Origin of the sequence: Trichlorobacter lovleyi (assembly GCF_015239775.1) — a bacterium.
In the GTDB taxonomy this organism is placed as follows: Bacteria; Desulfobacterota; Desulfuromonadia; order Geobacterales; family Pseudopelobacteraceae; genus Trichlorobacter; species Trichlorobacter lovleyi_B.
Genome location: NZ_CP058409.1, coordinates 2,584,094 through 2,603,990, shown reverse-complemented (window position 1 = coordinate 2,603,990; position 19,897 = coordinate 2,584,094). Strand labels below are relative to the sequence as shown.

The following is a 19,897-nucleotide window of genomic DNA, read 5'->3' as shown; positions in this document are numbered from 1 at the left end:
ATTACAATGTGTGGTGAGGCAGTTTGCTGGTTGGATGTTATGCTGTCGGTACGCCTGGGGTATCATACGGAGTGTTGAGTCGGGAGCGTTACGGTCAGTAGATGATCTATAAATGCCAGACCGTCCTGGTCTTTCAGACCCAGGGCTCGGGGGAGAACGTGGCATGCTCAAACCGCTAGGGGTCAACATATGACTGAAATACAGGATGTTTCGAGACCCGCGGGGCGCAGGCTGCACCTGAGCAGCATCGTCTATACAGCCCTGTGCATGGTCGCGCTTTTGTCGCTTTTGTCCTCTCTGCCTTCCCTCTACCATTCCTACAGATCCTATGAACAGGCAAACAACGTATATTTACTGAACAATATCAGTGATGACCTGTATGCTGTGGTGAATAATCTTGGGTTTGAACGGGGGCGCGTCAATGTTGTTTTGAATGACGCCGGTCCGGTAAAAGGTATGGAGGCAAACAGGCGGTTTATTGCAGCCCGCAGTTCAGATGCTGATGCTGCTTTGGCCCGTGCGCTGACCAGACTGGAGGAGATTGAGTTTAAAGTCAGGGTCAACCACCAGACCGCTGAGATTCTACGTCTGAAAACCTTGATTGATTCATTGCGTACACAAGTGGCAGTGGCAATGCGCGTGCCTAAAAATGACAGAAACCCGCAGCTGGCACTGCAGTGGTTTACGGCAATGACCAACTATATAGAGAAAGTTGAAAATCTTCTGCAGGTCATTTCAGGTGACATCAGTGATAAAGACGGGATGATCGCCAGGTATTCAGCCTTAAAGCATGTAACCCTTTCCCTGCGTAACAGCGCCGGCCCCGAAATTTCTATTCTTTCCGGCACCATGTTGTCCGGTGCACCCATCGCTGTCGATCAGAGCAAGAAAATTGAACAGCTGCAGCTTGTCTCCCAAGGCCACTTTAAGAAGCTTGAACTGCTGAGCCGGAATCTGGTGACATCACCAATTCCCAGGGCCCTTGGTGAGTTGAAAGATTTTTATACGACCAGTTATTTGCCCTGTCGAAATGCCATTTTTAACGCTGCGCTCAGCGGTGGCCCTTATCCCTGCCCGCAACCCGATTTTTTAAAACGGGGAGTGCAGGCGTTGGACCATATAACTGCTTTTAATACCGTTCTTGTGGAGACAACCAAGCACTACGCAGAGCTTAATAGACAAGAACATAAACAAAGGATTGTTGTGCAGGTTGTGGCCAGTTTAGCTTCTTTTGCCCTGATTGCTCTGATATTTTTCTATGTGCATTATCATATTATCAAACCCTTGTCGCAGTTGACCTCGGCTATCAGGCGTCTGGCTTCCAAGGATCTGACCATAGAAATTCCTTCTGTTGAATCAGATAACGAAATAGGTGAATTAGCTGCTTCGGTGCATGTTTTTAGAAATATGGCGCTGCAGATTGATAATGATATGGTCACCATGAAACAGCTGCAGGGCAAATTACATGAGAGTCTTGAGCTATTGACGACAGCCCGCAATGCTGCAGATACTGCCAACCAGCATAAAAGTGAGTTTCTGGCCAACATGAGCCACGAGATCCGCAATCCGATGAATGGCGTGATTGGCATGCTGCAACTGTTACGTTTTACGGAACTGACAGATGAGCAGAAAGATTACCTGAGTGCCATTGAAACCTCTGCGGATGATCTGCTGGCCATTATCAACGATATCCTTGACCTGTCAAAGATTGAAGCCGGAAAGGTCGAACTTGAACTGAACTGCTTCTCGCTGCGCCGTTGCATCAATGATGTCCTCCTGATGCAGACGAGCAGGGCCTTTGAGAAGGGGGTCCAGATCGAGGCCAAGCTGGATGAAGGGTTGCCTCTGGAGGTGTATGGCGACCAGTTGCGAGTCAAACAGGTGTTGCTGAATCTGCTCGGTAACGCCGTCAAATTTACTGAAGAAGGTAAAATTTCCATTGAGGCGACGCTGCTGCAAAAGCAGGATGACAATGCCGTTGTGCAGATAACGGTCAGCGATACCGGTATCGGCATGTCACCAGAGGTGCTGGCCAAGGTATTCGATCCCTTTATCCAGGCTGACGCCTGTACAACCCGCAGGTTTGGCGGTACCGGTTTGGGGCTTACGATCTGCCGTCAGCTTGCAGAATTGATGGGGGGGCGTATCAGCGCAACCAGTGAAGCAGGAAAAGGCAGTCAGTTTTACCTGGAGCTGCCCTTCCGCCTGTCGACACAGGCACTTGAGGCAGAACCTGCTGCGTCAAGCTTCGAGCCGATACCCGTTACGGCAAAGTCTCAGACGGTCCTGGTGGTTGAGGATAATGTGCTCAATCAACGGACTGCCGTTCTGCTGCTGCAGAATATGGGCTATCATACCAAGCTGGCCGGTAACGGAGAGGAAGCCGTGGCTGTATGGCGGCAAGGCGGCATAGATAGTATCCTGATGGATATCCATATGCCGGTCTGCAGTGGGAGTGAGGCGTTGCAGCTGATCCGCGCTGAAGAGGCAAAAACAGGAGTCCATACGCCGATTATTGCCCTGACTGCCGATGCACTGAAGGGTACCGATAAAAAACTGCTTGAAGCCGGATTTGACGGGTACCTTTCCAAGCCATTCAGGCAGGATCAGCTGCGGGTGGCGTTGCATAAGGCCACAGTTGTCAGCAGCACTACGGTGTCGTCCGTCGGGTGATACCGTAGTTGCCAGTGTGACAGACGGCAGTTCAAACGGCAGTATCGCCATGCTGCTTTGGACCGCCTGCGATACAGGGGGAGGGTACGTTGACGGCTTGTGGACAACCCGTACAAGCTGTGATACAGGAACGTCATGAAACAGGTCGCCATATTTGCCAAAGTGCATGATCCACGCTGTCAGGGAGTCGCCAGTGAGCTGGTTACCTGGCTTGAAGAACGCAGATGTCTGCCGCTGGTGGATACCCATCTGGCGCGGCATGTCGGCTATGCCAGGGGGTTGACGGAAAAGCAGATCCGTGAGCGGGCCGAGCTGGTGGTGGTGCTGGGGGGGGATGGCACCCTGATCTCGGTTGCCCGTCTGTTCAGTGGCCGTCAGGTGCCGATTGTGGGGGTCAACCTGGGGAGCCTCGGCTTTTTGACGGAAATAACCGTTGAGCAGTTGTATCCGGTGCTTGAGCAGTGTCTGGCCGGCAGCCACCGGATTACCGAACGGATGATGCTTGATGTGGCGGTCACCCGGGGCGATCAGGAGATCTCCCGCTGTCAGGTGCTGAATGATGCGGTGATCAACAAAGGGGCGCTGGCCCGGATCATTGAGCTTGAGGCCAGGGTCAACGATGACTTTCTTACCAACTTCAAGGCCGACGGCCTGATTGTCTCCACCCCGACCGGTTCCACCGGTTACTCCCTTTCCGCCGGAGGACCGATTGTCCAGCCGCTGATGAAGTGTGTGCTGATCACGCCGATCTGCCCCCACACCTTGACCAACCGGCCAATTGTCCTTTCCTACCAGTCGGTGATCAGGATTACGGTCAAATCCTCCTTTGATGAGATGGTCTACCTGACCCTGGATGGTCAGGTGGGGGTTGAACTGCGGGAGGGGGACTGTATCGAGGTCAGCCGCGCAGAAACAACCACCGCTCTGGTGACCTCGCCTGAAAAGGATTATTTTGCCATCCTGCGTGCCAAACTGAAGTGGGGTGAGCGATAAGCTGCCATGCTGACCGAACTCTCCATCCGTAATGTCGCCATTATCGATCATTTGCAGCTTTCCTTCGGGCCGGGCCTGAATCTGCTGACCGGCGAGACCGGTGCCGGCAAATCAATCATCATTGATGCCCTGACCCTGGTCTGCGGAGGCAGGGCATCGGCCGATCTGATCCGTACCGGCGAAGAAGAGGCAACCGTCGAGGCGCTTTTTGATCTGTCTGGCCTACCAGTGCTGCAGGCCCAGTTGCAGGAGGCGGGACTTGAGGCGGGTGACGAACTGCTGATCAAGCGCACTATCAACCGTTCCGGCCGTAACAGGGTCTATCTGAACGGTTCGTTGGCAACCCTCGGACAGTTAGCGGATATTGGGCGGCAACTGGTCACCATCCACGGCCAGCATGAGTCCCAGGGGCTGTTGAGGCCGGACTACCATCTGGTGCTACTGGATGCCTTTGCCGGTGCCTCTGAACTGAGACAACGGGTGGTTGCTGCCTTTGAACAGTGGAAACAGATTACAGAACGCCTGGCCCACTTTGATGAGCAGGAACGTGATACAGCCAGACGGATCGATCTGCTGGCCTATCAGGTGGAAGAGATTGCCGCAGCGGAGCTGAAGTCCGGTGAAGAGGAAGAGCTTGAGGAGCGGCAGCGTCTGCTGGCCAATGCAGAGCGGCTGGCCTGTATCACCGGCTCTGCCTATGAGGCGCTGTATGGTGGTGATCAGGCACTGTTGGGTGATTTGAAGCGGGTAACCGCTGCCATGCGGGAGGCTGCAACGGTTGATGCCGCACTTGCCCCGCTGCACAGCCTGCTGGATGAAGGCTACCTGCAGCTTGAAGATGCGGCCCTGCAGTTGCGTGACTATGCTGCGCGGATTGAGGCCGACCCGGAGCAGCTGAAACAGGTTGATGATCGTCTGGACCTGCTGACCCGCCTGAAGCGTAAATATGCGCCAACGGTGGAAGAGGTGATGGCACTGGGGGCTGCCCTTGCTACAGAGCTTGAAGAGCTGCAGGGGCGCTGCCGGTCCCGGGATGAGCTGCAGCAGGGGCTGGCTGATCAGCGCACAAGCCTTGAACGGCTGGGGGCGGAACTGAGCGAAAAACGTCGCGCTGCCAGCGTGGAGCTGGAACAACAACTTGCCGCGGAGACCCGTCAGCTTGCCATGCCCCATGCCGTGGTACAGGTGGCGTTTGAGCCGCTGGCTGAACCGCGCAGCAGCGGTTTTGAAAAGGTGGAACTGCTGTTTTCGCCCAACCCGGGTGAACCTCCCCGTCCGTTGGCCAAGGTGGCCTCCGGCGGTGAGCTTTCCCGTCTGATGCTGGCCTTCAAGCAGGTGCTGCCTGAAGGCGAGGCGCCCACCATGGTGTTTGATGAGGTGGATACCGGGGTCGGGGGGGCGGTTGCCGGTGTGGTGGGGCGCAAGCTGCGCAATCTGGCAAGCGGTCAACAGGTCTTCTGCGTGACCCACCTGCCCCAGGTGGCTGCCTGGGCCATGCAGCATATTCGTGTGGAAAAACGGATTGATAATGGCCGGACCAGTACCCTGGTTACGCTGCTTGACGAGCCGGGACGGGTGCAGGAGGTTGCACGGATGCTGGCCGGAGAGCAGGTCAGTGATGCCGCCTTACAGCATGCCACAGAAATGATCGAGCAGTCTTCCAGGGTCTAGCCCGTACGTCCTCATAACGCTTTGGCACGCTGTTCGATCAGCCCGCCTGCAGTTCCTCAGCGTCCGCACAGACCACCCGGTTCCGGCCGGAGTTTTTTGCCTCATACAGCGCCGCATCGGCGCGGGCTATCATGGTTTTTGCCGTCTCTGCCCCCTGCATCATACTGATTCCGATACTGGTGGTAACGGTTATCCGCCTGCCGGCAAACATGATGGGGGTTGCTGCAGTAACGGCCCTGATTTTTTCGGCTGTTGTCCGTGCTGCTGAAGATGAGGTGTCCGGCAGTAATAACAGGAATTCCTCCCCCCCGTAGCGACAGACTATGTCATGTTTTCTGACATGCCTCCGGAGTGTTGCGCCAAACTCGCTGAGCACGGCATCACCTGCCTGATGACCGTAGGTATCGTTGATTTTTTTGAAACGGTCGATATCCAGTAGCAGACAGGCAAACGCCTGTTCAGACCGCTGATGGCGTGACAGTTCTTCCTCTACCCGCTCCAGGCCTGCTCTCCGGTTCAGCAGGCCGGTAAGGGCGTCGATGGTTGCCATTTCGACCAGCTTTTCCTGCGCCTCGCGCAACTGCTTGAGAAAACGGTTGTTGATAACCGCCAGCAGTCCCAGTAGCAGGCCCAGTACCAGCACCGCAGAGGCGGCAGTCAGCAGACGGTTCATCCGCATCTTGGCAACCACCTCCTTCATCGGGATGGAGACGCTGATGCCGCCGCGGATGTCGCCGACCTTGTAGCCCTGGTTGTTGTGACAGCGGTTGCAGGTGGTTTCGTAGGCAAGTGGCGCCATATAGCGGTATACCGGGCCGCTGGGTCGCTGCTCGATCATGAAGGTCTCACGGACACCCTGCTCAAACCTGAGCAAAGAGCTCCGTTCAAAGGCATCAGGGGAGTTGGTTTCAACGTTGACCGGTTTAAGGCTTGAGACATGGAACGAATAGCCTTCAGCCTCGCTTGAAAGCTGGGACATTTCACGGGTCACCAGGCCGGGGTTGCGCAGGGTGTACTGCTTGTTGTTGTCCTTGTCGACAATATTGACTTTGAGGCCGGGCAGGCTGGTCAGAAAAGGGTTGGGGTTGACGCCGGGCTTGACCTCGACATAGACACCACCGTAGCCGGTGACCCAGCGGCGGATCAGGATCACCTGCTGAAACAACGCCTTGGCCTGTTGATGGATCATGCTGACGGTCAGCTCTTCCGCCCGCATGTTAAAGGCCAGAAAAATGCCGCAGATGACCAGACTGATAATAACTACGGCTCCAACCATGAACTTGCGGGCAAATTTGAGGCGATTGTTCGGCATACGCATCCTGAGGCATGGATCTGTTTTGACGATGATCAACGGGCTTTTGTATCTGAATATGTAGACGATAGTGCTGCTAATGTCAAACAACAGGCTGAGGAGCATCAAAGCTCTTGACAGGGCGGGCGCTCTGTGTTTTGATTCACGCCATGAATTCCTTCTACCGTTTTGCATCTTTTTTCGGGTTTTTTTGGTACGGCTTTTATTTTACGCCGTCTGCCCGGGCAAGGGTGTACGCGGTTTAGGAACAAAAAACCGATTACACAACCAAAAGCCGGGGCAGACGGAAGAGTCTCCCCGGCTTTTTTCGTTTGATGTGGCAAAACGATTCTATGGCCGGGGGATTCCTCCCGGCCTTTTGTTTTTGGGAAAAAGGAGCGAGAGATGATCATCGTCATGAAGGCAGGCGCAGGCAAGAAAGACAGGGATGAAGTGGTGAAGCGGATCAAGGAGCTGGGGTATAAGCCCCACATTATTCATGGCACCACCAGAGACGTGATCGGCGCCATTGGTGATGAACGGGCGAAGCTGGTGCTGCAGTCGCTGGAGAATATGCACGGCGTTGAGAGTGTGGTGCCGATCCTGCAACCGTACAAACTGGCCTCCAGCGAGGTAAAACATGAGCCAAGTCAGGTGAAGGTCGGTGACTCTGTTGTGATTGGCGGTTCCCGCGTCGTGGTGATGGCCGGTCCCTGCTCGGTTGAGAGTGAAGAGCAGATCATTGAAAGCGCCAGGCTGGTTAAAGAGGCCGGAGCAACCATGTTGCGCGGCGGTGCCTTCAAACCCCGTACCTCCCCCTATTCATTCCAGGGGCTGGAAGAGGAGGGGCTGAAGATGCTGGCAAAGGCCCGTGATCTGACCGGCCTGCCGTTCGTGACCGAAGTCATCAACCCCGAGACCGTGGATCTGGTGGCCGACTACGCTGACATGCTGCAGATCGGAGCCCGCAACTCCCAGAACTTTGCGTTGCTGAAGAAGGTCGGCCAGTGCGGCAAGCCGATCCTGCTCAAACGTGGCATGGCCATGACCATTCAGGAGTTCCTGATGAGCGCCGAGTACATCATGAGCGAGGGCAACCAGGGGGTGGTGCTGTGCGAGCGGGGGATCAGAACCTTTGAGACGGCTACCCGCAATACCCTTGACCTGTCCGCCATTCCGGTGCTGAAGGGCAAAACCCATCTGCCGGTGGTGATTGATCCGTCCCACGGCACCGGCAACTACCACTATGTGGCGCCGATGTGCTATGCCGCAGTGGCAGCCGGGGCAGACGGCCTGATTGTTGAGGTGCATCCTGATCCCGAGCGGGCGTCAAGCGATGGTCCGCAATCGTTGAAACCGAAGAAATTCGCGGCGATGATGCAGAAGTTGCGTCTGTTTGCCGAGGCGGATGGCCGGAGTCTGTGAAACGGGTGCGGCTAGTTTGCTGCATCATGTAACAGCACGGGCTGCCGATAGGAAGGCAGCCCGTGCCGTATCAAGCGTGGGCATCGGCATCATCCGGGAACTGTGTGCCGATCTGGCGGATGGTGTCGATGCTGTCCAGAAATACATCCATCAATTCAGGATCGAAGACCGTGCCGGCATCTTTCTTCAGCTCATCCACCACCGCAGCCGGATCCCAGGCCTCTTTATAACAGCGCCGGTTTGAGAGGGCGTCATAGACATCGGCAATCGCCACAATCCTGCCAAAGAGGGGGATCTCCTCCCCTTTTTTGCCACGGGCCGTACCATCCTCTTTTTCATAGCCCGGCAACGGCTTCAGGGTCGCCAGGCTGATATGACCGGGGTAGCCGTTGCCATCCCAGCGTTCGTGGTGATTCAGGGCGACTGCTGCCGCAGACTCGTCCAGTTCTGAGTAGACATCGGGAAACAGCCGGGCGCCATAAACGGTGTGCAGTTTCATGACGTCGTACTCTTCCGGGGTGAAACGGCCCGGTTTCTTCAGGATACTGTCGGAGATGGCCACCTTGCCCACATCGTGCAGCATGGCGGCCATCCGCAGGATGTCGCGGGTGCGGTCGATCTCATCCTGTTCCAGCCCCTTGCGGGCTGCCCATCCTTCATAGAGCGCCACCGAGTAGGCTGCCACACGGTTGACGTGGGGCCCGGTCTCTTTGGGGTCCCGCAGCTCAGCCATCCGGTTCATCCGCAGGATGATCTCGCGGGTCATTTTGGCCCGTTCAATGGCGTTGGCGGCGGTCACGGCAAAGTAGCTGATGCCGTTTTCATCGTTGCCGTCAAAGGAGGTGACCTGGCCAGCAGCATCCATGGCGTTGATCAGCTGCAACACCCCCACGGTCTCGCCCCGCATGCTGGTCAGCGGCAGGACCAGTTGCGAGGTGGTGCGGTAGTTGGTCAAGTCATCAAAGGAACGGTTAAAAGAGTAGGGCAGGTTGGCATCCAGATGGTAGACATCCGGGATATTGAGCTGGTTGCCGGTGGCAGCCACATAACCGGCAATGGAGGTGTTATCGACCCTCATGGTTATGTTTGAGTAGACCGATTTGCGGTGGGGCGCCAACTGGGTATTAACCGTGTCGTTCTGTGAGTAGCGGGCTGCCAGCCAGTTGCCGTCTTTGATGTAGATGGTGCCGGCATCGCAGCCGGTGAAGCGTCGGGCCTCGGAAAGGATCTTTTCAAGCAGGAAGTCGATATCCTTGATCTGGGAGATATCAAGGCCAAAATTAAGAAGCTGCTGTAATGTCTCATTATAATCTCTCATGCCCCGCCTCCTGCACGTATGCCATTAAGAATACTATTGTAGCTGAAGAAGAGGGATTGGCAAGGTTCAATTCCGTTAATTTTTGATTGCTGCGAGGGACAGGATGCACTACGATGGGGAACTTTTCAGGGAGGTCGTTTCCTATGTCCCGCCTGTCATTTCTGATTATCCTGATCCTCGTTTTCGCTTTGACTGCCGCAGCCGGTGCCGATCAACGTACTGATCCCAGAGAACAGGCCATCTCTGACAGCCTTGATCTCTGGCGCGAGGGGCGCTTTGAACAGCTGTACGACAGCCTTTCCCACAGAAGCGGTATGACCCGGGAACGCTTTGTCCAAACCATGAAGGATGCCGGGATCAAGCCTGCCTGCTGTTTTAACAAGCTGAACAATTTCCGTCTGATCAGCGAGAAACGGACCACCGCCAAGGTCTTTGCCAGGCTGGGGATGGAGGGTAGCCCCGGTACTGATGAAAGCCAGAGCCGTGAGTTCACCCTGGACCATGAAGAAGGGCGCTGGAAGATGCGGATGACCGATATCAAGGCCCTTGCCTCCCAGGCGGGCCACCGGAAAAAGAAACGATAGATCCCAATAAGGAGTTTGTGTATGAGCGATCAGACCGAGACACTGCAGGTTACCCCCCTGAACCGGCAGCACCGTGCCCTGGGGGCCCTGATGGCGCCCTTTGGCGGCTGGGATATGCCGATCCAGTACGAGGGGATCATTGCCGAGCACCGTTGGTGCCGCGAGCAGGCAGCCCTGTTCGATATCTGCCATATGGGAGAGTTCCAGTTCACGGGTGATATCGTTGCCAGCGGACTCGAGGACCTGTTTACCTTTTCCATCACCGCCATCCCGGTCGGCCGCTCCAAGTACGGATTTCTGCTGAACGAGCAGGGCGGGATCATTGACGACCTGATCGTGTTCCGTCAGGCAGAAGATCAGGCCATGATTGTGGTCAATGCTGCCACCGCCCCGAATGATTTCAAGGTGATCCAGTCCCGCCTGAAGGGGGGCCAGTTCAGCGACATCACCGCTGTCACTGCCAAGCTTGACCTGCAGGGGCCCCGCTCCCGTGAGGTGCTGGTAGACCTGCTGGGTGGCTGGGTGGCTGAGATCCCGTATTTCAAATTCGTGCAGCAGACGGTGCTGGGGGTGCCGGCCATTGTCAGCCGTACCGGCTACACCGGTGAGCTGGGCTATGAGATCTTCCTGCCGGCCGATAAAGTAGGCGAGCTGTGGGAAAAACTGCTGGCCGACGAACGGGTGAAACCTGCCGGTCTGGGGGCACGGGACGTGCTGCGTCTGGAAGTGGGCTACTCGCTCTACGGCAGTGATATTGACGAGGCAACCACACCGCTTGAAGCCGATCTGGCGGCCTTTGTCAAACTGGACAAACAGTTCGTGGGCAAAGAGGCGCTGCTGCAGCAAAAGGAACAGGCCTTGAAGCGGGTCAAGGTGGCCTTTAAGGTTACTTCACGTCGCACCCCACGCCACGGTTTCGGTATTTTTGATGGTGAAAAGCAGATCGGCGAGGTGACCAGCGGGGTCTTTTCACCCATGCTGGGTTGCGGCATCGGCCTGGGCTATGTTGAGCCGGGCTATGCGGCGCTTGGCACCAGTCTCAGCATCAGGCAGGACCGGGCCGCGATGGAGGCGGCGGTCTGTTCCGTGCCGTTTTATGATCAAGGGTCAGTACGCAGCTAACGTTATCTGAGCGAAAGGAGTCTGTCATGAAAGGTACCGCTGTTTTTGTGCTGGGGGCTGTGTTGCTGGTGTCAACAGGGGCGTTTGCCGCCGACAGTATCCGTGAAGGCTACTGGGAGGTTACCTCGCAGACCGAGATGCCCGGCATGCCGATGAAGATTCCTGCCTCAACCATCAAACACTGCTACACCAAAGAGGATGTCAAGGATCAGAAGAAGGTGATCGCCCGGGAGAAGAACTGCACCCTGACCGATTACCGGGTGTCCGGCAACAAGGTGGTCTGGGCCATGAAATGCACCGGGCAAAATGCCGGTACCTTTAACGGTGAAACCATCTTCAGCCAGGATTCCTATGCCTCAATCATGAAGATGAAGAGTCAGGGCCATGCCATGACCGTCAAGGTAAAGGGAAAACGGATCGGCGAGTGTCCCAAAAAATAAGTAGGTTCAGCTGTAACCATATACCATTGGAGGGTTAGCGTATGTCAGAGATCTATTTTACCAAAGAACATGAGTGGGTCAAAGTGAGCGGTAGCAGTGCCGTCTGCGGCATCAGTGATCATGCGGCCCATGAGCTGGGTGACATCACGTTTGTGGAGCTGCCGGCTATCGGCAAGGTGGTCAAGCAGGAAGAGGTCATGGCTGCCATTGAGTCGGTCAAGGCCGCCAGTGATATCTATGCCCCGGTTTCCGGCAAGGTGGTCAAGGTGAACTCGGAGCTGGATGATGCACCGGAAAAGGTGAACGAGTCCGCAGAAGAGGAGGCCTGGATGGTGGAGCTTGAACTGGCCGATGCAGCTGAGCTGTCAAAGCTGATGACCAAGGCACAGTACGAGGACTACCTTAAAACCCTGTAGGGAGATTCTATGAACACCAGTCACTATTGCCCCCATACTCCTGAAGAGATTCAGGAGATGCTGGCTGCCATCGGCGTTTCCAGTGTCGAGGAACTGTTTGCCCCGATTCCGGTAGAGCTGCGCTGCAGCACCTTTAACCTGCCTGCCGGCATGTCTGAATTTGAGACCTATGCCAAGCTGCAGGCGGTTGCTGCCGATAACAATCAGAACCTGTCGCTGTTCATCGGTGGCGGATTCTATGACCATGTCATTCCGGCCGCGGTTGACCATCTCTCCGGCCGGGCCGAGTTCTATACCGCCTACACCCCCTATCAGCCGGAATGCTCCCAGGGAACCCTGCAGGCCTTGTTTGAGTACCAGACCGCCATCTGCCGTCTGACCGGCCTGGATGTCAGCAACGCCTCGCTCTACGATGGCGCCACCGGTCTGGCCGAGGCCGCCCTGATGGCAATGCGTGCCACCAACCGGACCAAGGTGGTGGTGGATGGCTGTGTCTCTCCGATTGCCCGTCAGGTACTGGCCACCTACCTCTCCAATCAGGATGCAGAACTGGTGGAGCTGCCCCCCCTGGATGGCCTGCTGAACCGGGACGAACTGGCAAAACAGCTGGATGGCAACACCGCTGCGGTGCTGGTGCAGTATCCCAACGTCTTTGGCGGGGTGGAGGATTTCTCCGGCCTGGCTGATCAGGCCCATGCTGCCGGCGCCCTGCTGGTAACCGCGGTCTACCCGGTCGCCCTGGGCATCTTGAAGTCACCGGGTGAGCTGGGGGCTGACATTGCCGTGGGTGATGGTCAGTCACTGGGCAATCCGCTCTCCTTTGGCGGCCCTTCCTTCGGCTTTATTGCCGCCAAGAAGTCACATATCCGCAACATGCCGGGCCGGATCGTGGGTGAGACGGTGGATAAAAACGGCAAGCGCGGTTTCGTGCTGACCCTGCAGGCCCGGGAGCAGCACATCAAGCGCCACAAGGCCACCTCCAACATCTGCAGCAACCAGTCGCTCTGCGCCCTGCGCGGCCTGATCTTCCTGGCTGCCATCGGCAAACAGGGGCTGGCTGACCTGGCCCGCCTGAACCGGGACAAGGCCGAGTATGCCAAGGCCCGTCTGGCAGAACTGCCGGGTGTGGTGGTGCTGCAGACCGCTCCAACCTTTAACGAGTTTACCATCAGCCTGCCGAAACCGGCGGAAACGGTGGTGGCGGCCCTGTTGGACAAGGGGATTGCTGCCGGTCTGCCGCTGGGCCGGTTCTATGCCGGATCGGAAAACATGCTGGTGGTGACGGTGACTGAAAAACGCAGCAAAAAAGAGATTGATCAGCTGGTGAAGGCGCTGGAGGTGGCACTATGCAACTGATTTATGAAAAATCCGTCTCCGGCCGCCGTGGTGTGATGCTGCCGCTCTCTGATGTGCCTGCAGCTGCAGAGCTGCCGCAAAACCTGCTGCGTTCTGAAACTGCGGCCCTGCCTGAGTTGTCCGAGCTGGATATGGTGCGTCACTTTACCAACCTGTCCCGCCGCAATTTCTCGGTGGATACCAACTTCTACCCCCTGGGTTCCTGCACCATGAAATACAACGCCAAGGTGCTGGAAAACGCTGCCAATCTGTTTGCGCCGCTGCATCCCTTAACCGCCTTCCTGCCCGGTGGGGCAGAGCTGTGCCAGGGTGCGCTGGGGATGCTGTACGACCTGGGCCAGATGCTGGCCGACATCACCGGCATGGATGAGGTCACCACCCAGCCGCTGGCAGGCGCCCATGGCGAGATGACCGGCATGCTGCTGGTTGCGGCCTACCACAAGGCCAAGGGTAACAAGAAGAAATACGTGGTAGTGCCGGACTCATCCCACGGCACCAACCCGGCCTCGGCAGCCATGGTGGGCTATGAGATCATCACCATCCCTACGGCTCCCTACGGTGACATGGACCTGGAGCTGTTCAAGCAGGCCATGAACAATGAAGTGGCTGCGGTCATGATGACCTGTCCCAACACCCTGGGGCTGTTTAACCCGCACATCAAGGAAATTGCTGATATCGCCCACAGTCATGATGCCCTGATGTACTACGACGGCGCCAACCTGAACGCCATCATGGGCAAGGTGCGGCCCGGCGATGTGGGCTTTGACGTGGTACACGTCAACCTGCACAAGACCTTCGGTACCCCCCACGGTGGCGGCGGTCCAGGTTCCGGTCCGGTGGGGGTCAAGAAGAGCCTGATCCCGTTCCTGCCGATGCCCCGCATTATCCATGACGAGGTCAGCGGCACGCTGCAGATCCAGACCGACAATCCGCTCTCCATTGGCCGTACCGCCAACTTCTTCGGCAACTTCGGGGTCATGGTCAAGGCCTACACCTACATGATCATGCTGGGCCGGGAAGGGCTGATTCAGGTCTCCGAGCAGGCGGTGCTGAATGCCAACTACATCAAGGGAAAGCTGAAGGACTGGTTTGACCTGCCCTACAGCCAGACCTGCATGCATGAGGTGGTCTTCTCGGCCTCAAAACAGCTGGCCCAGGGTGTCCATGCCATTGATATTGCCAAGTTCCTGATCGACAAGGGCTATCATCCGCCCACGGTCTACTTCCCGCTGATCGTCAAAGAGGCGATCATGATTGAGCCGACCGAGACCGAGAGCAAGGCCACCATGGATGCCTTTATTGAGGTGATGATCGAGGCTGCCAGACAGGCCGAGGCTGATCCTGATTCCTTTGCAGCCATGCCGGTCAGCATGCCGGTTACCCGTCTGGATGAAACCAGGGCGGCACGCAGCCAGACCGTCTGCTGCCTCGGGTAGCAGGTCGTTGCTGTCTCACATGAAAAGGCCGGCTGGAAGTAATTCCAGTCGGCCTTTTTCGGCAGCAGACTTCTATTTCTATTTTGTCAGATTCAAAACCAACCCCCCTCAATCCCCCCCTTGCCATGGGGGACGTTTATAGGCTCTCCCCTGACAAGGGGAGCGGGGAGGGGTTAAAGACTGTGCAGAGAAACTAACTTAATAAAGCTACCCTACGGCCTGGTTGCAATAAAGATCGCCCGCAGCGGTGCCGGGTGTCCTTCAATGGTCTTTGATTCATCATTCGGGTCAAGGTAATCCGCCAGCGACTCAAAACGCATCCAGTCTGTCGCGTGTTGTTCCCCATGGCTGGTGCGATTGGTGTTGACGCAGGCAATCTCAGTAAAGCCACAACGCTGCAACCACAAGATCATGGCCGGTATTGACGGCAGGAACCAGACATTGCGCATCTTGGCGTAACGCCCCGCTGGCATGAAGATCGTCTCCTGATCCCCTTCAACAATCAGCGTCTCCAGAATCAACTGTCCCCCCGGGCGCAGGCAGCCCTTTAACTCAAGCAGATGGTCAAGGGGGGAGCGGCGATGGTAGAGCACCCCCATGGAGAAGACGCTGTCAAAGCAGGCAAGGTTGGCAGGCAGATCTTCAACGCCGATCGGGATGACCTGGTGCTGTGGATCCTGCAGGTAGCGCTGCATGACCTGAAACTGCATCACCGAAACCAGAAACGGTTCAATACCGAGCACAAAGTCGGCACCAGCGCCACGCATACGCCAGCCATGGTAGCCGTTACCGCAGCCCACATCCAGGACCCTGCGTCCGGCCAGCGGCTGGATGTGCGGCAGCAGGCGATCCCACTTCCAGTCAGAACGCCACTCAGTCTCAATCTCAACGCCGAAAACGGTGTAGGGGCCTTTACGCCAGGGGTGAAAGGCCTGCAGCTGGGCGATCAGCTCTTCGTGGCTGATATGGCCAAGATCGCTGCTTGAACCGATGGTCACCGAGTCCTGCAGATCAATGCAGGAGGGCCGTAACTCCGGCAGCGCCTGCAGGGCGCTGAGCCATTCCGGCATATCGCCGTACCGTTCAAGCAGCCGTTCCTCGGACAGGGTGTTTTGCAGCTGTTCAGCCCAACGTTCCTGCCCCATGGCAGCAAGCTGCGGATAGAGTGCATCGTAGCATTTCATTTTATCGCAACCAAAGAGGCAAAGTTAAAGCATTGAAACCACAGCTCAGCGCAGGAAAAACCGGCCTTCTGCAACCGCTTTTGATGCACCGCAAGGGGCTCCGGGATCATCACGTTTTCCAGGGCTGAGCGCTTCTGACTGATCTCCAGATCACTGTAGCCATTGGCCCGTTTGAAGTCATGGTGCAGTGCCGTATGCAGCTGTTGCCGCCCCGGTTCGCTAAAGGCGATCTTCTCCGAGAGGATCAGGATACCGCCCGGATTAAGCCCGGCATAGATCCGCTGCAGCAGTGCCAGCCGTTGTGGCGGTGGGATGAACTGCAGGGTGAAGTTAAGCACCACGACCGACCCGTTCTCAATCGTTACCTCCTGCAGATCGCTGCAGAGCATCGTCACCGGAATGGACGGTCCGTTATCAAGGGCCAGCAGCTCCCGGGCACGCTCAATCATTGCCGGAGAGTTGTCCACCGCAATAATGTCACAGTCCGGCGTGGTGATCCGCTGGCGCATGGCCAGGCTTGCCGCCCCAAGGGAGCAGCCGAGGTCATAGCAGTGACTTCCGGGCTGGGCGTACCTGGCGGCAATGATGCCGATATTGGCTATGATCATGCCGTAGCCCGGCACCGAGCGCTGGATCATGTCGGGAAACACCGCAACGACCCGCTCATCAAACTGGAAATCGATGATATCCTGGAGGGGGGAGGCATAGATGGCGTCGGTTTTTTTTGTCACAGTTCTCTTGTCCTGATTGACTTATTATTTGAAAAAGTTGCATACAGACACGTCTGCTGAAAACAGCAGAACGTACCAACACGATACCTGCCGGGAGTGTAGTGGAACCGGGTCTGGCTCAACTTGAGGGCAAAGCACAGGGAGGTCGAAACATGGGATGCATGGCGCAGCTTCGTAAATTCGCAGGTGTCGTTACCGGCCTCGCACTACTGCTGATGATCGGCTGCGGGGGCGGCAGCTCCGGTTCATCTGTCCCTGATTACTCGCAAACCGCGAACTGGCTGGTCCTCTCCTCATCGGCTATTAAAAATGTGGATGTCTTCTACATATATCCGACGGCCTATAAAAAGGCCACCCCGAGTGACCCCGTCTTCTGCGCCATTGACAACCCAACCATGGTGCAGGGCGCGCAGCGGGCCTATCAGCAACAGGCTACTGCCTTTGCACCCTATGCCAACATCTTTGCCCCCTACTACCGGCAGGTGGACGCCACCTATCAGTTGGCACTCCCTTTCGACCAGCAGGACGAAAACATCCGGAAAGTGCCGGGCCCCGATGTCATTGCGGCCTTTGAGTACTATCTGCAGCACTATAACAACGGCCGTCCCTTTATCCTTGTCGGTCATTCACAGGGCGCAGCCGTGCTCAAGTATCTCCTGGCGGACTACATGACGCTACACCCTGACGTCTATCAGCGGATGATCGCGGCGTACGTCATCGGCCAGTCGATCACCCCGCAGTACCTGGCGCAGAATTCCCACCTGCGGTTTGCCACGGGCAGCAGCGACACAGGCGTTATCGTCTCTTGGAACACTGAGGCTCCCACTACCACCATACCGAATCCCGTCACACAACCGGGTGGCATCGCTATCAATCCGATCACCTGGACGTTGGGCGAAAATACGGCAGCTGCCTCCCAGAACCTCGGCTCACTTCAGTTGGATGCAACCGGGTTTCCGGTGCTTGATCAGTACGGAGAAATTCTGCGCGTCACCGGTCTGGCCGATGCGCGGGTTGACCAAGCCAAGGGAGTGGTGATCTGCAGCACCGTCAATCCGGCCGTCTACAATGCCTATGGTATCTACCATAATTTCGACATACCATTCTACTTCTTCAATCTCAGACAGAACGCCGCCGACCGGATCGCGCACTATTTCTCTGCAAATAGCGGGAGCTGACCATGAGCTAGCACTGTTTCGGCTGCATGCAGGTATGGACTTACTCGTGGCAACGGGTATGGTTTTGACCTGCGAAGTTTTGGGGCCGGTCGTAAAACTTGTTGGAATCGCCTTCTTTGGCTGGTTACGCCATAACTATCCTGATAATACATACCAAGTTACGTTACTCAGCGTCTAGATCATCACCGATTGGTGTTGATCCACTCAATAAGCGAATTGTAAAGCGGGTGACGAACATCCTTGTCTGCACCAACACAATCGTCATCAACCGTCAAGCCGCCGCCCAGCGTCAGCAACCCCTGCATGAAGTACCCCGCCTCGGTCCGGACGCGGACCTCGCTGACGAAAAGATCTTCCGGTTTCTCAGGGTCTGTAACGGTAAGGCGATACCAGATATCCCCCTTGCGGATGCAGCGGAATCTGACGAGCAGGAACGGCTTGTAGGCCCGCGCCAGGGCCTGATAATCAGCCCACTTCTCGAAGCGGACCGGACTCTCCAGCAGATGCCGTTCAGTCGCAAACTTCGGCAGTTCAAGGAGGCCAACCACCTCATCGAAGTAACCGATAGCTTTCAGCTGACCAACCTCGTCGGCGGTGATGCGGCAATCGGGCGGCGTAATTACAGCCAGTGCACGATAGCGGCTCAGAGAAACCGTTTTGGCGGTGCGGACAATTGCCTGTGCATCTGTCTTCTCAGAGAGAAATTGCCCTCGTGGATCAAGCGGCACCACCGGATGCTGTGGGGCGCAACCACTCGCCAACAGCATAAGCAAGGTAGCCAGAATAACCGCCATCCGCAATACCTTCCGCTTTTGATGAGATAAAGTTGTCAGTAATTGGAACATCAGGAGCTTCACTCTCATTTAGATTTCACTAGGTTTTTCTGAATATTGTGTTGAATCTTTCCAGCGGTGAAGAAGATCACCTGACTGTCTTTCGGTCAAGTGCATCTATATTGTTATCTACTACTATTTTCAGCTTCTTATCACTGTCTGAACTAATGACATTGCAAGGCCGTCAACTCCTGGGAAAAGCGTTTCTCTATTAATGTTCATTCTATTCAGGCCATCGATCGCTTTGGAGTGGAGTGACCTTGGTATTATTAACTTTATGATTGGGTATGGATATTTTGTTTTCATCTTTCTTGCAATAGATTTTGGGCCCATTCCGCTAAAGGAAATTTTGTTTAATTCTGAAAGCTTCTCAAGTGAAATTTCCTCAACTTTTGTAGCAGTGGATAAATCAAAACCATACGCAGAATAGAGGTTTTCCATAAATGAAATATCCGCATTGGTGGGTATTATAAACAACCCCTGCTGCCTTGAGATGCGCTCTGTGAGCTTTTCGGTTCTGCTGGAATTATGAAGGTATGATCTGTTTTTCTTTTTCCGAAGAATGAGTTGGCAAGTTCAATATGATGTATGTTCATGCCATCCCTTAAGGTGTCAGGACTGAACTTTAACTGGAAATGTTTTTTCAAGCTTTCTTTTAAATCCCATTGATTTATAGCCCAAATCGCTGAATCAGTTTCTGCATCAATGACGGAAAAGAATGCTGCTAAAAATATAGAATATGTAAAATCCAGAAGTCTTGTCGGACAACCATGATGCTGCATTATTGCTAGCCATTCAAAATTATCTGTCTCGCTTGGAGATGTTGAGGAGTAAAGGTGGTATTTCCTTTTAAACTCATGCAACATCCAATATTCCCTGTTGTGTGGGATGTTTAGAGGAGGGTTAAACCGTTTAAAGCATCTCTCCAGTGATGTAGATAAAGCCCAATCTGCATCACATTGTCCTCTGAAGACGTAAGGGGTAAGTAACTCTGAGATATCGTGTATTTCTTTCCAGGAATTGATTCGTAACTCAATAAGTCTAGGAGGCATTATTCAATCCTTTCCAGATAATTCGTTAATCTAAGGTTTCCCTATATAGTAAACTTGTCTCCTATATAGGATGCTTATTTCTTATATAAGAAACCTGCGGGGTTTCCTATATAATATGCTTTATATTCGCTTGCTGCCGTTCAAATAGTCTTCAGTAGTAACGGGGACAGGCTGCTTTTTTAAAAGCAGCCTGT

Annotated in this window: 18 protein-coding genes; 11 read left to right on the top strand and 7 right to left on the bottom strand. The window is 55.4% G+C overall.

The window, feature by feature from the left end:
• Positions 1 to 189 precede the first annotated feature (189 nt).
• From FY034_RS12005 to recN, 3 genes are all read left to right on the top strand, one after another.
• Entirely contained in the window at positions 190 to 2,673 is a 2,484-nt protein-coding gene (locus tag FY034_RS12005; RefSeq protein ID WP_265550851.1) for an ATP-binding protein, read from the top strand.
• A 135-nt stretch (positions 2,674 to 2,808) separates the two neighbouring features.
• Positions 2,809 to 3,666: an NAD(+)/NADH kinase gene (locus FY034_RS12000; protein WP_265550850.1), complete on the top strand. Its 858-nt coding sequence runs from the start codon at positions 2,809 to 2,811 to the stop codon at positions 3,664 to 3,666.
• A gap of 6 nt (positions 3,667 to 3,672) precedes the next feature.
• Positions 3,673 to 5,337: a DNA repair protein RecN gene (gene recN, locus FY034_RS11995; protein WP_265550849.1), complete on the top strand. Its 1,665-nt coding sequence runs from the start codon at positions 3,673 to 3,675 to the stop codon at positions 5,335 to 5,337.
• Positions 5,338 to 5,374: 37 nt separating this feature from the next.
• On the opposite strand, the gene FY034_RS11990 is transcribed toward recN, so the two are convergent.
• Positions 5,375 to 6,649, bottom strand: coding sequence for a diguanylate cyclase (locus FY034_RS11990; RefSeq protein WP_265550847.1), 1,275 nt, complete (start codon positions 6,647 to 6,649; stop codon positions 5,375 to 5,377).
• A gap of 384 nt (positions 6,650 to 7,033) precedes the next feature.
• On the opposite strand from FY034_RS11990, the gene aroF reads away from it, so the two are divergent.
• Positions 7,034 to 8,053 carry a 3-deoxy-7-phosphoheptulonate synthase gene (gene aroF, locus FY034_RS11985; protein WP_265550845.1) on the top strand — a complete coding sequence of 340 codons (1,020 nt, stop codon included), beginning with the start codon at positions 7,034 to 7,036 and terminating at the stop codon, positions 8,051 to 8,053.
• 70 nt (positions 8,054 to 8,123) lie between these two features.
• On the opposite strand, the gene FY034_RS11980 is transcribed toward aroF, so the two are convergent.
• On the bottom strand, positions 8,124 to 9,371 hold the full coding sequence (locus FY034_RS11980; RefSeq protein WP_265550843.1) for a GAF and HD-GYP domain-containing protein: 1,248 nt from the start codon (positions 9,369 to 9,371) through the stop codon (positions 8,124 to 8,126).
• A gap of 143 nt (positions 9,372 to 9,514) precedes the next feature.
• On the opposite strand from FY034_RS11980, the gene FY034_RS11975 reads away from it, so the two are divergent.
• The 6 genes from FY034_RS11975 to gcvPB are packed head-to-tail and all read left to right on the top strand — an operon-like array spanning position 9,515 to position 14,725.
• The gene (locus FY034_RS11975; RefSeq protein WP_265550841.1) at positions 9,515 to 9,955 is read left to right on the top strand and encodes a hypothetical protein; all 441 of its coding nucleotides are present in this window, start codon (positions 9,515 to 9,517) and stop codon (positions 9,953 to 9,955) included.
• Between the two features lie 21 nt (positions 9,956 to 9,976).
• A complete protein-coding gene (gene gcvT, locus FY034_RS11970; RefSeq protein WP_265550839.1) occupies positions 9,977 to 11,077 on the top strand; it encodes a glycine cleavage system aminomethyltransferase GcvT in 1,101 nt (366 codons plus the stop codon).
• Between the two features lie 26 nt (positions 11,078 to 11,103).
• Complete coding sequence (locus FY034_RS11965; protein ID WP_265550836.1) at positions 11,104 to 11,517, top strand: DUF3617 domain-containing protein; 414 nt, start codon at positions 11,104 to 11,106, stop codon at positions 11,515 to 11,517.
• Positions 11,518 to 11,558: 41 nt separating this feature from the next.
• Positions 11,559 to 11,933, top strand: a complete 375-nt coding sequence (gene gcvH / locus FY034_RS11960; RefSeq protein WP_265550834.1) for a glycine cleavage system protein GcvH — start codon at positions 11,559 to 11,561, stop codon at positions 11,931 to 11,933.
• 9 nt (positions 11,934 to 11,942) lie between these two features.
• Positions 11,943 to 13,289: an aminomethyl-transferring glycine dehydrogenase subunit GcvPA gene (gene gcvPA, locus FY034_RS11955; protein WP_265550832.1), complete on the top strand. Its 1,347-nt coding sequence runs from the start codon at positions 11,943 to 11,945 to the stop codon at positions 13,287 to 13,289.
• Positions 13,280 to 14,725, top strand: coding sequence for an aminomethyl-transferring glycine dehydrogenase subunit GcvPB (gcvPB, locus tag FY034_RS11950; protein ID WP_265550830.1), 1,446 nt, complete (start codon positions 13,280 to 13,282; stop codon positions 14,723 to 14,725). Before gcvPA ends, gcvPB begins: the two co-directional genes overlap by 10 nt.
• A gap of 212 nt (positions 14,726 to 14,937) precedes the next feature.
• Here gcvPB and cmoB read toward each other — a convergent pair whose 3' ends face one another.
• On the bottom strand, positions 14,938 to 15,909 hold the full coding sequence (gene cmoB / locus FY034_RS11945) for a tRNA 5-methoxyuridine(34)/uridine 5-oxyacetic acid(34) synthase CmoB (protein ID WP_265550827.1): 972 nt from the start codon (positions 15,907 to 15,909) through the stop codon (positions 14,938 to 14,940).
• On the bottom strand, positions 15,906 to 16,640 hold the full coding sequence (cmoA, locus tag FY034_RS11940) for a carboxy-S-adenosyl-L-methionine synthase CmoA (RefSeq protein ID WP_265550825.1): 735 nt from the start codon (positions 16,638 to 16,640) through the stop codon (positions 15,906 to 15,908). Before cmoA ends, cmoB begins: the two co-directional genes overlap by 4 nt.
• A 152-nt stretch (positions 16,641 to 16,792) precedes the next feature.
• Between cmoA and FY034_RS11935 the strand changes: the two genes are divergently transcribed.
• Positions 16,793 to 17,818 carry a DUF3089 domain-containing protein gene (locus tag FY034_RS11935; RefSeq protein WP_265550823.1) on the top strand — a complete coding sequence of 342 codons (1,026 nt, stop codon included), beginning with the start codon at positions 16,793 to 16,795 and terminating at the stop codon, positions 17,816 to 17,818.
• 182 nt (positions 17,819 to 18,000) lie between these two features.
• On the opposite strand, the gene FY034_RS11930 is transcribed toward FY034_RS11935, so the two are convergent.
• From FY034_RS11930 to FY034_RS11920, 3 genes are all read right to left on the bottom strand, one after another.
• Positions 18,001 to 18,663, bottom strand: coding sequence for a hypothetical protein (locus FY034_RS11930; RefSeq protein WP_265550821.1), 663 nt, complete (start codon positions 18,661 to 18,663; stop codon positions 18,001 to 18,003).
• Between the two features lie 129 nt (positions 18,664 to 18,792).
• Positions 18,793 to 19,092 carry a hypothetical protein gene (locus FY034_RS11925; RefSeq protein WP_265550819.1) on the bottom strand — a complete coding sequence of 100 codons (300 nt, stop codon included), beginning with the start codon at positions 19,090 to 19,092 and terminating at the stop codon, positions 18,793 to 18,795.
• A 26-nt stretch (positions 19,093 to 19,118) separates the two neighbouring features.
• On the bottom strand, positions 19,119 to 19,703 hold the full coding sequence (locus tag FY034_RS11920; protein ID WP_265550817.1) for an FRG domain-containing protein: 585 nt from the start codon (positions 19,701 to 19,703) through the stop codon (positions 19,119 to 19,121).
• Positions 19,704 to 19,897: the final 194 nt, after the last annotated feature.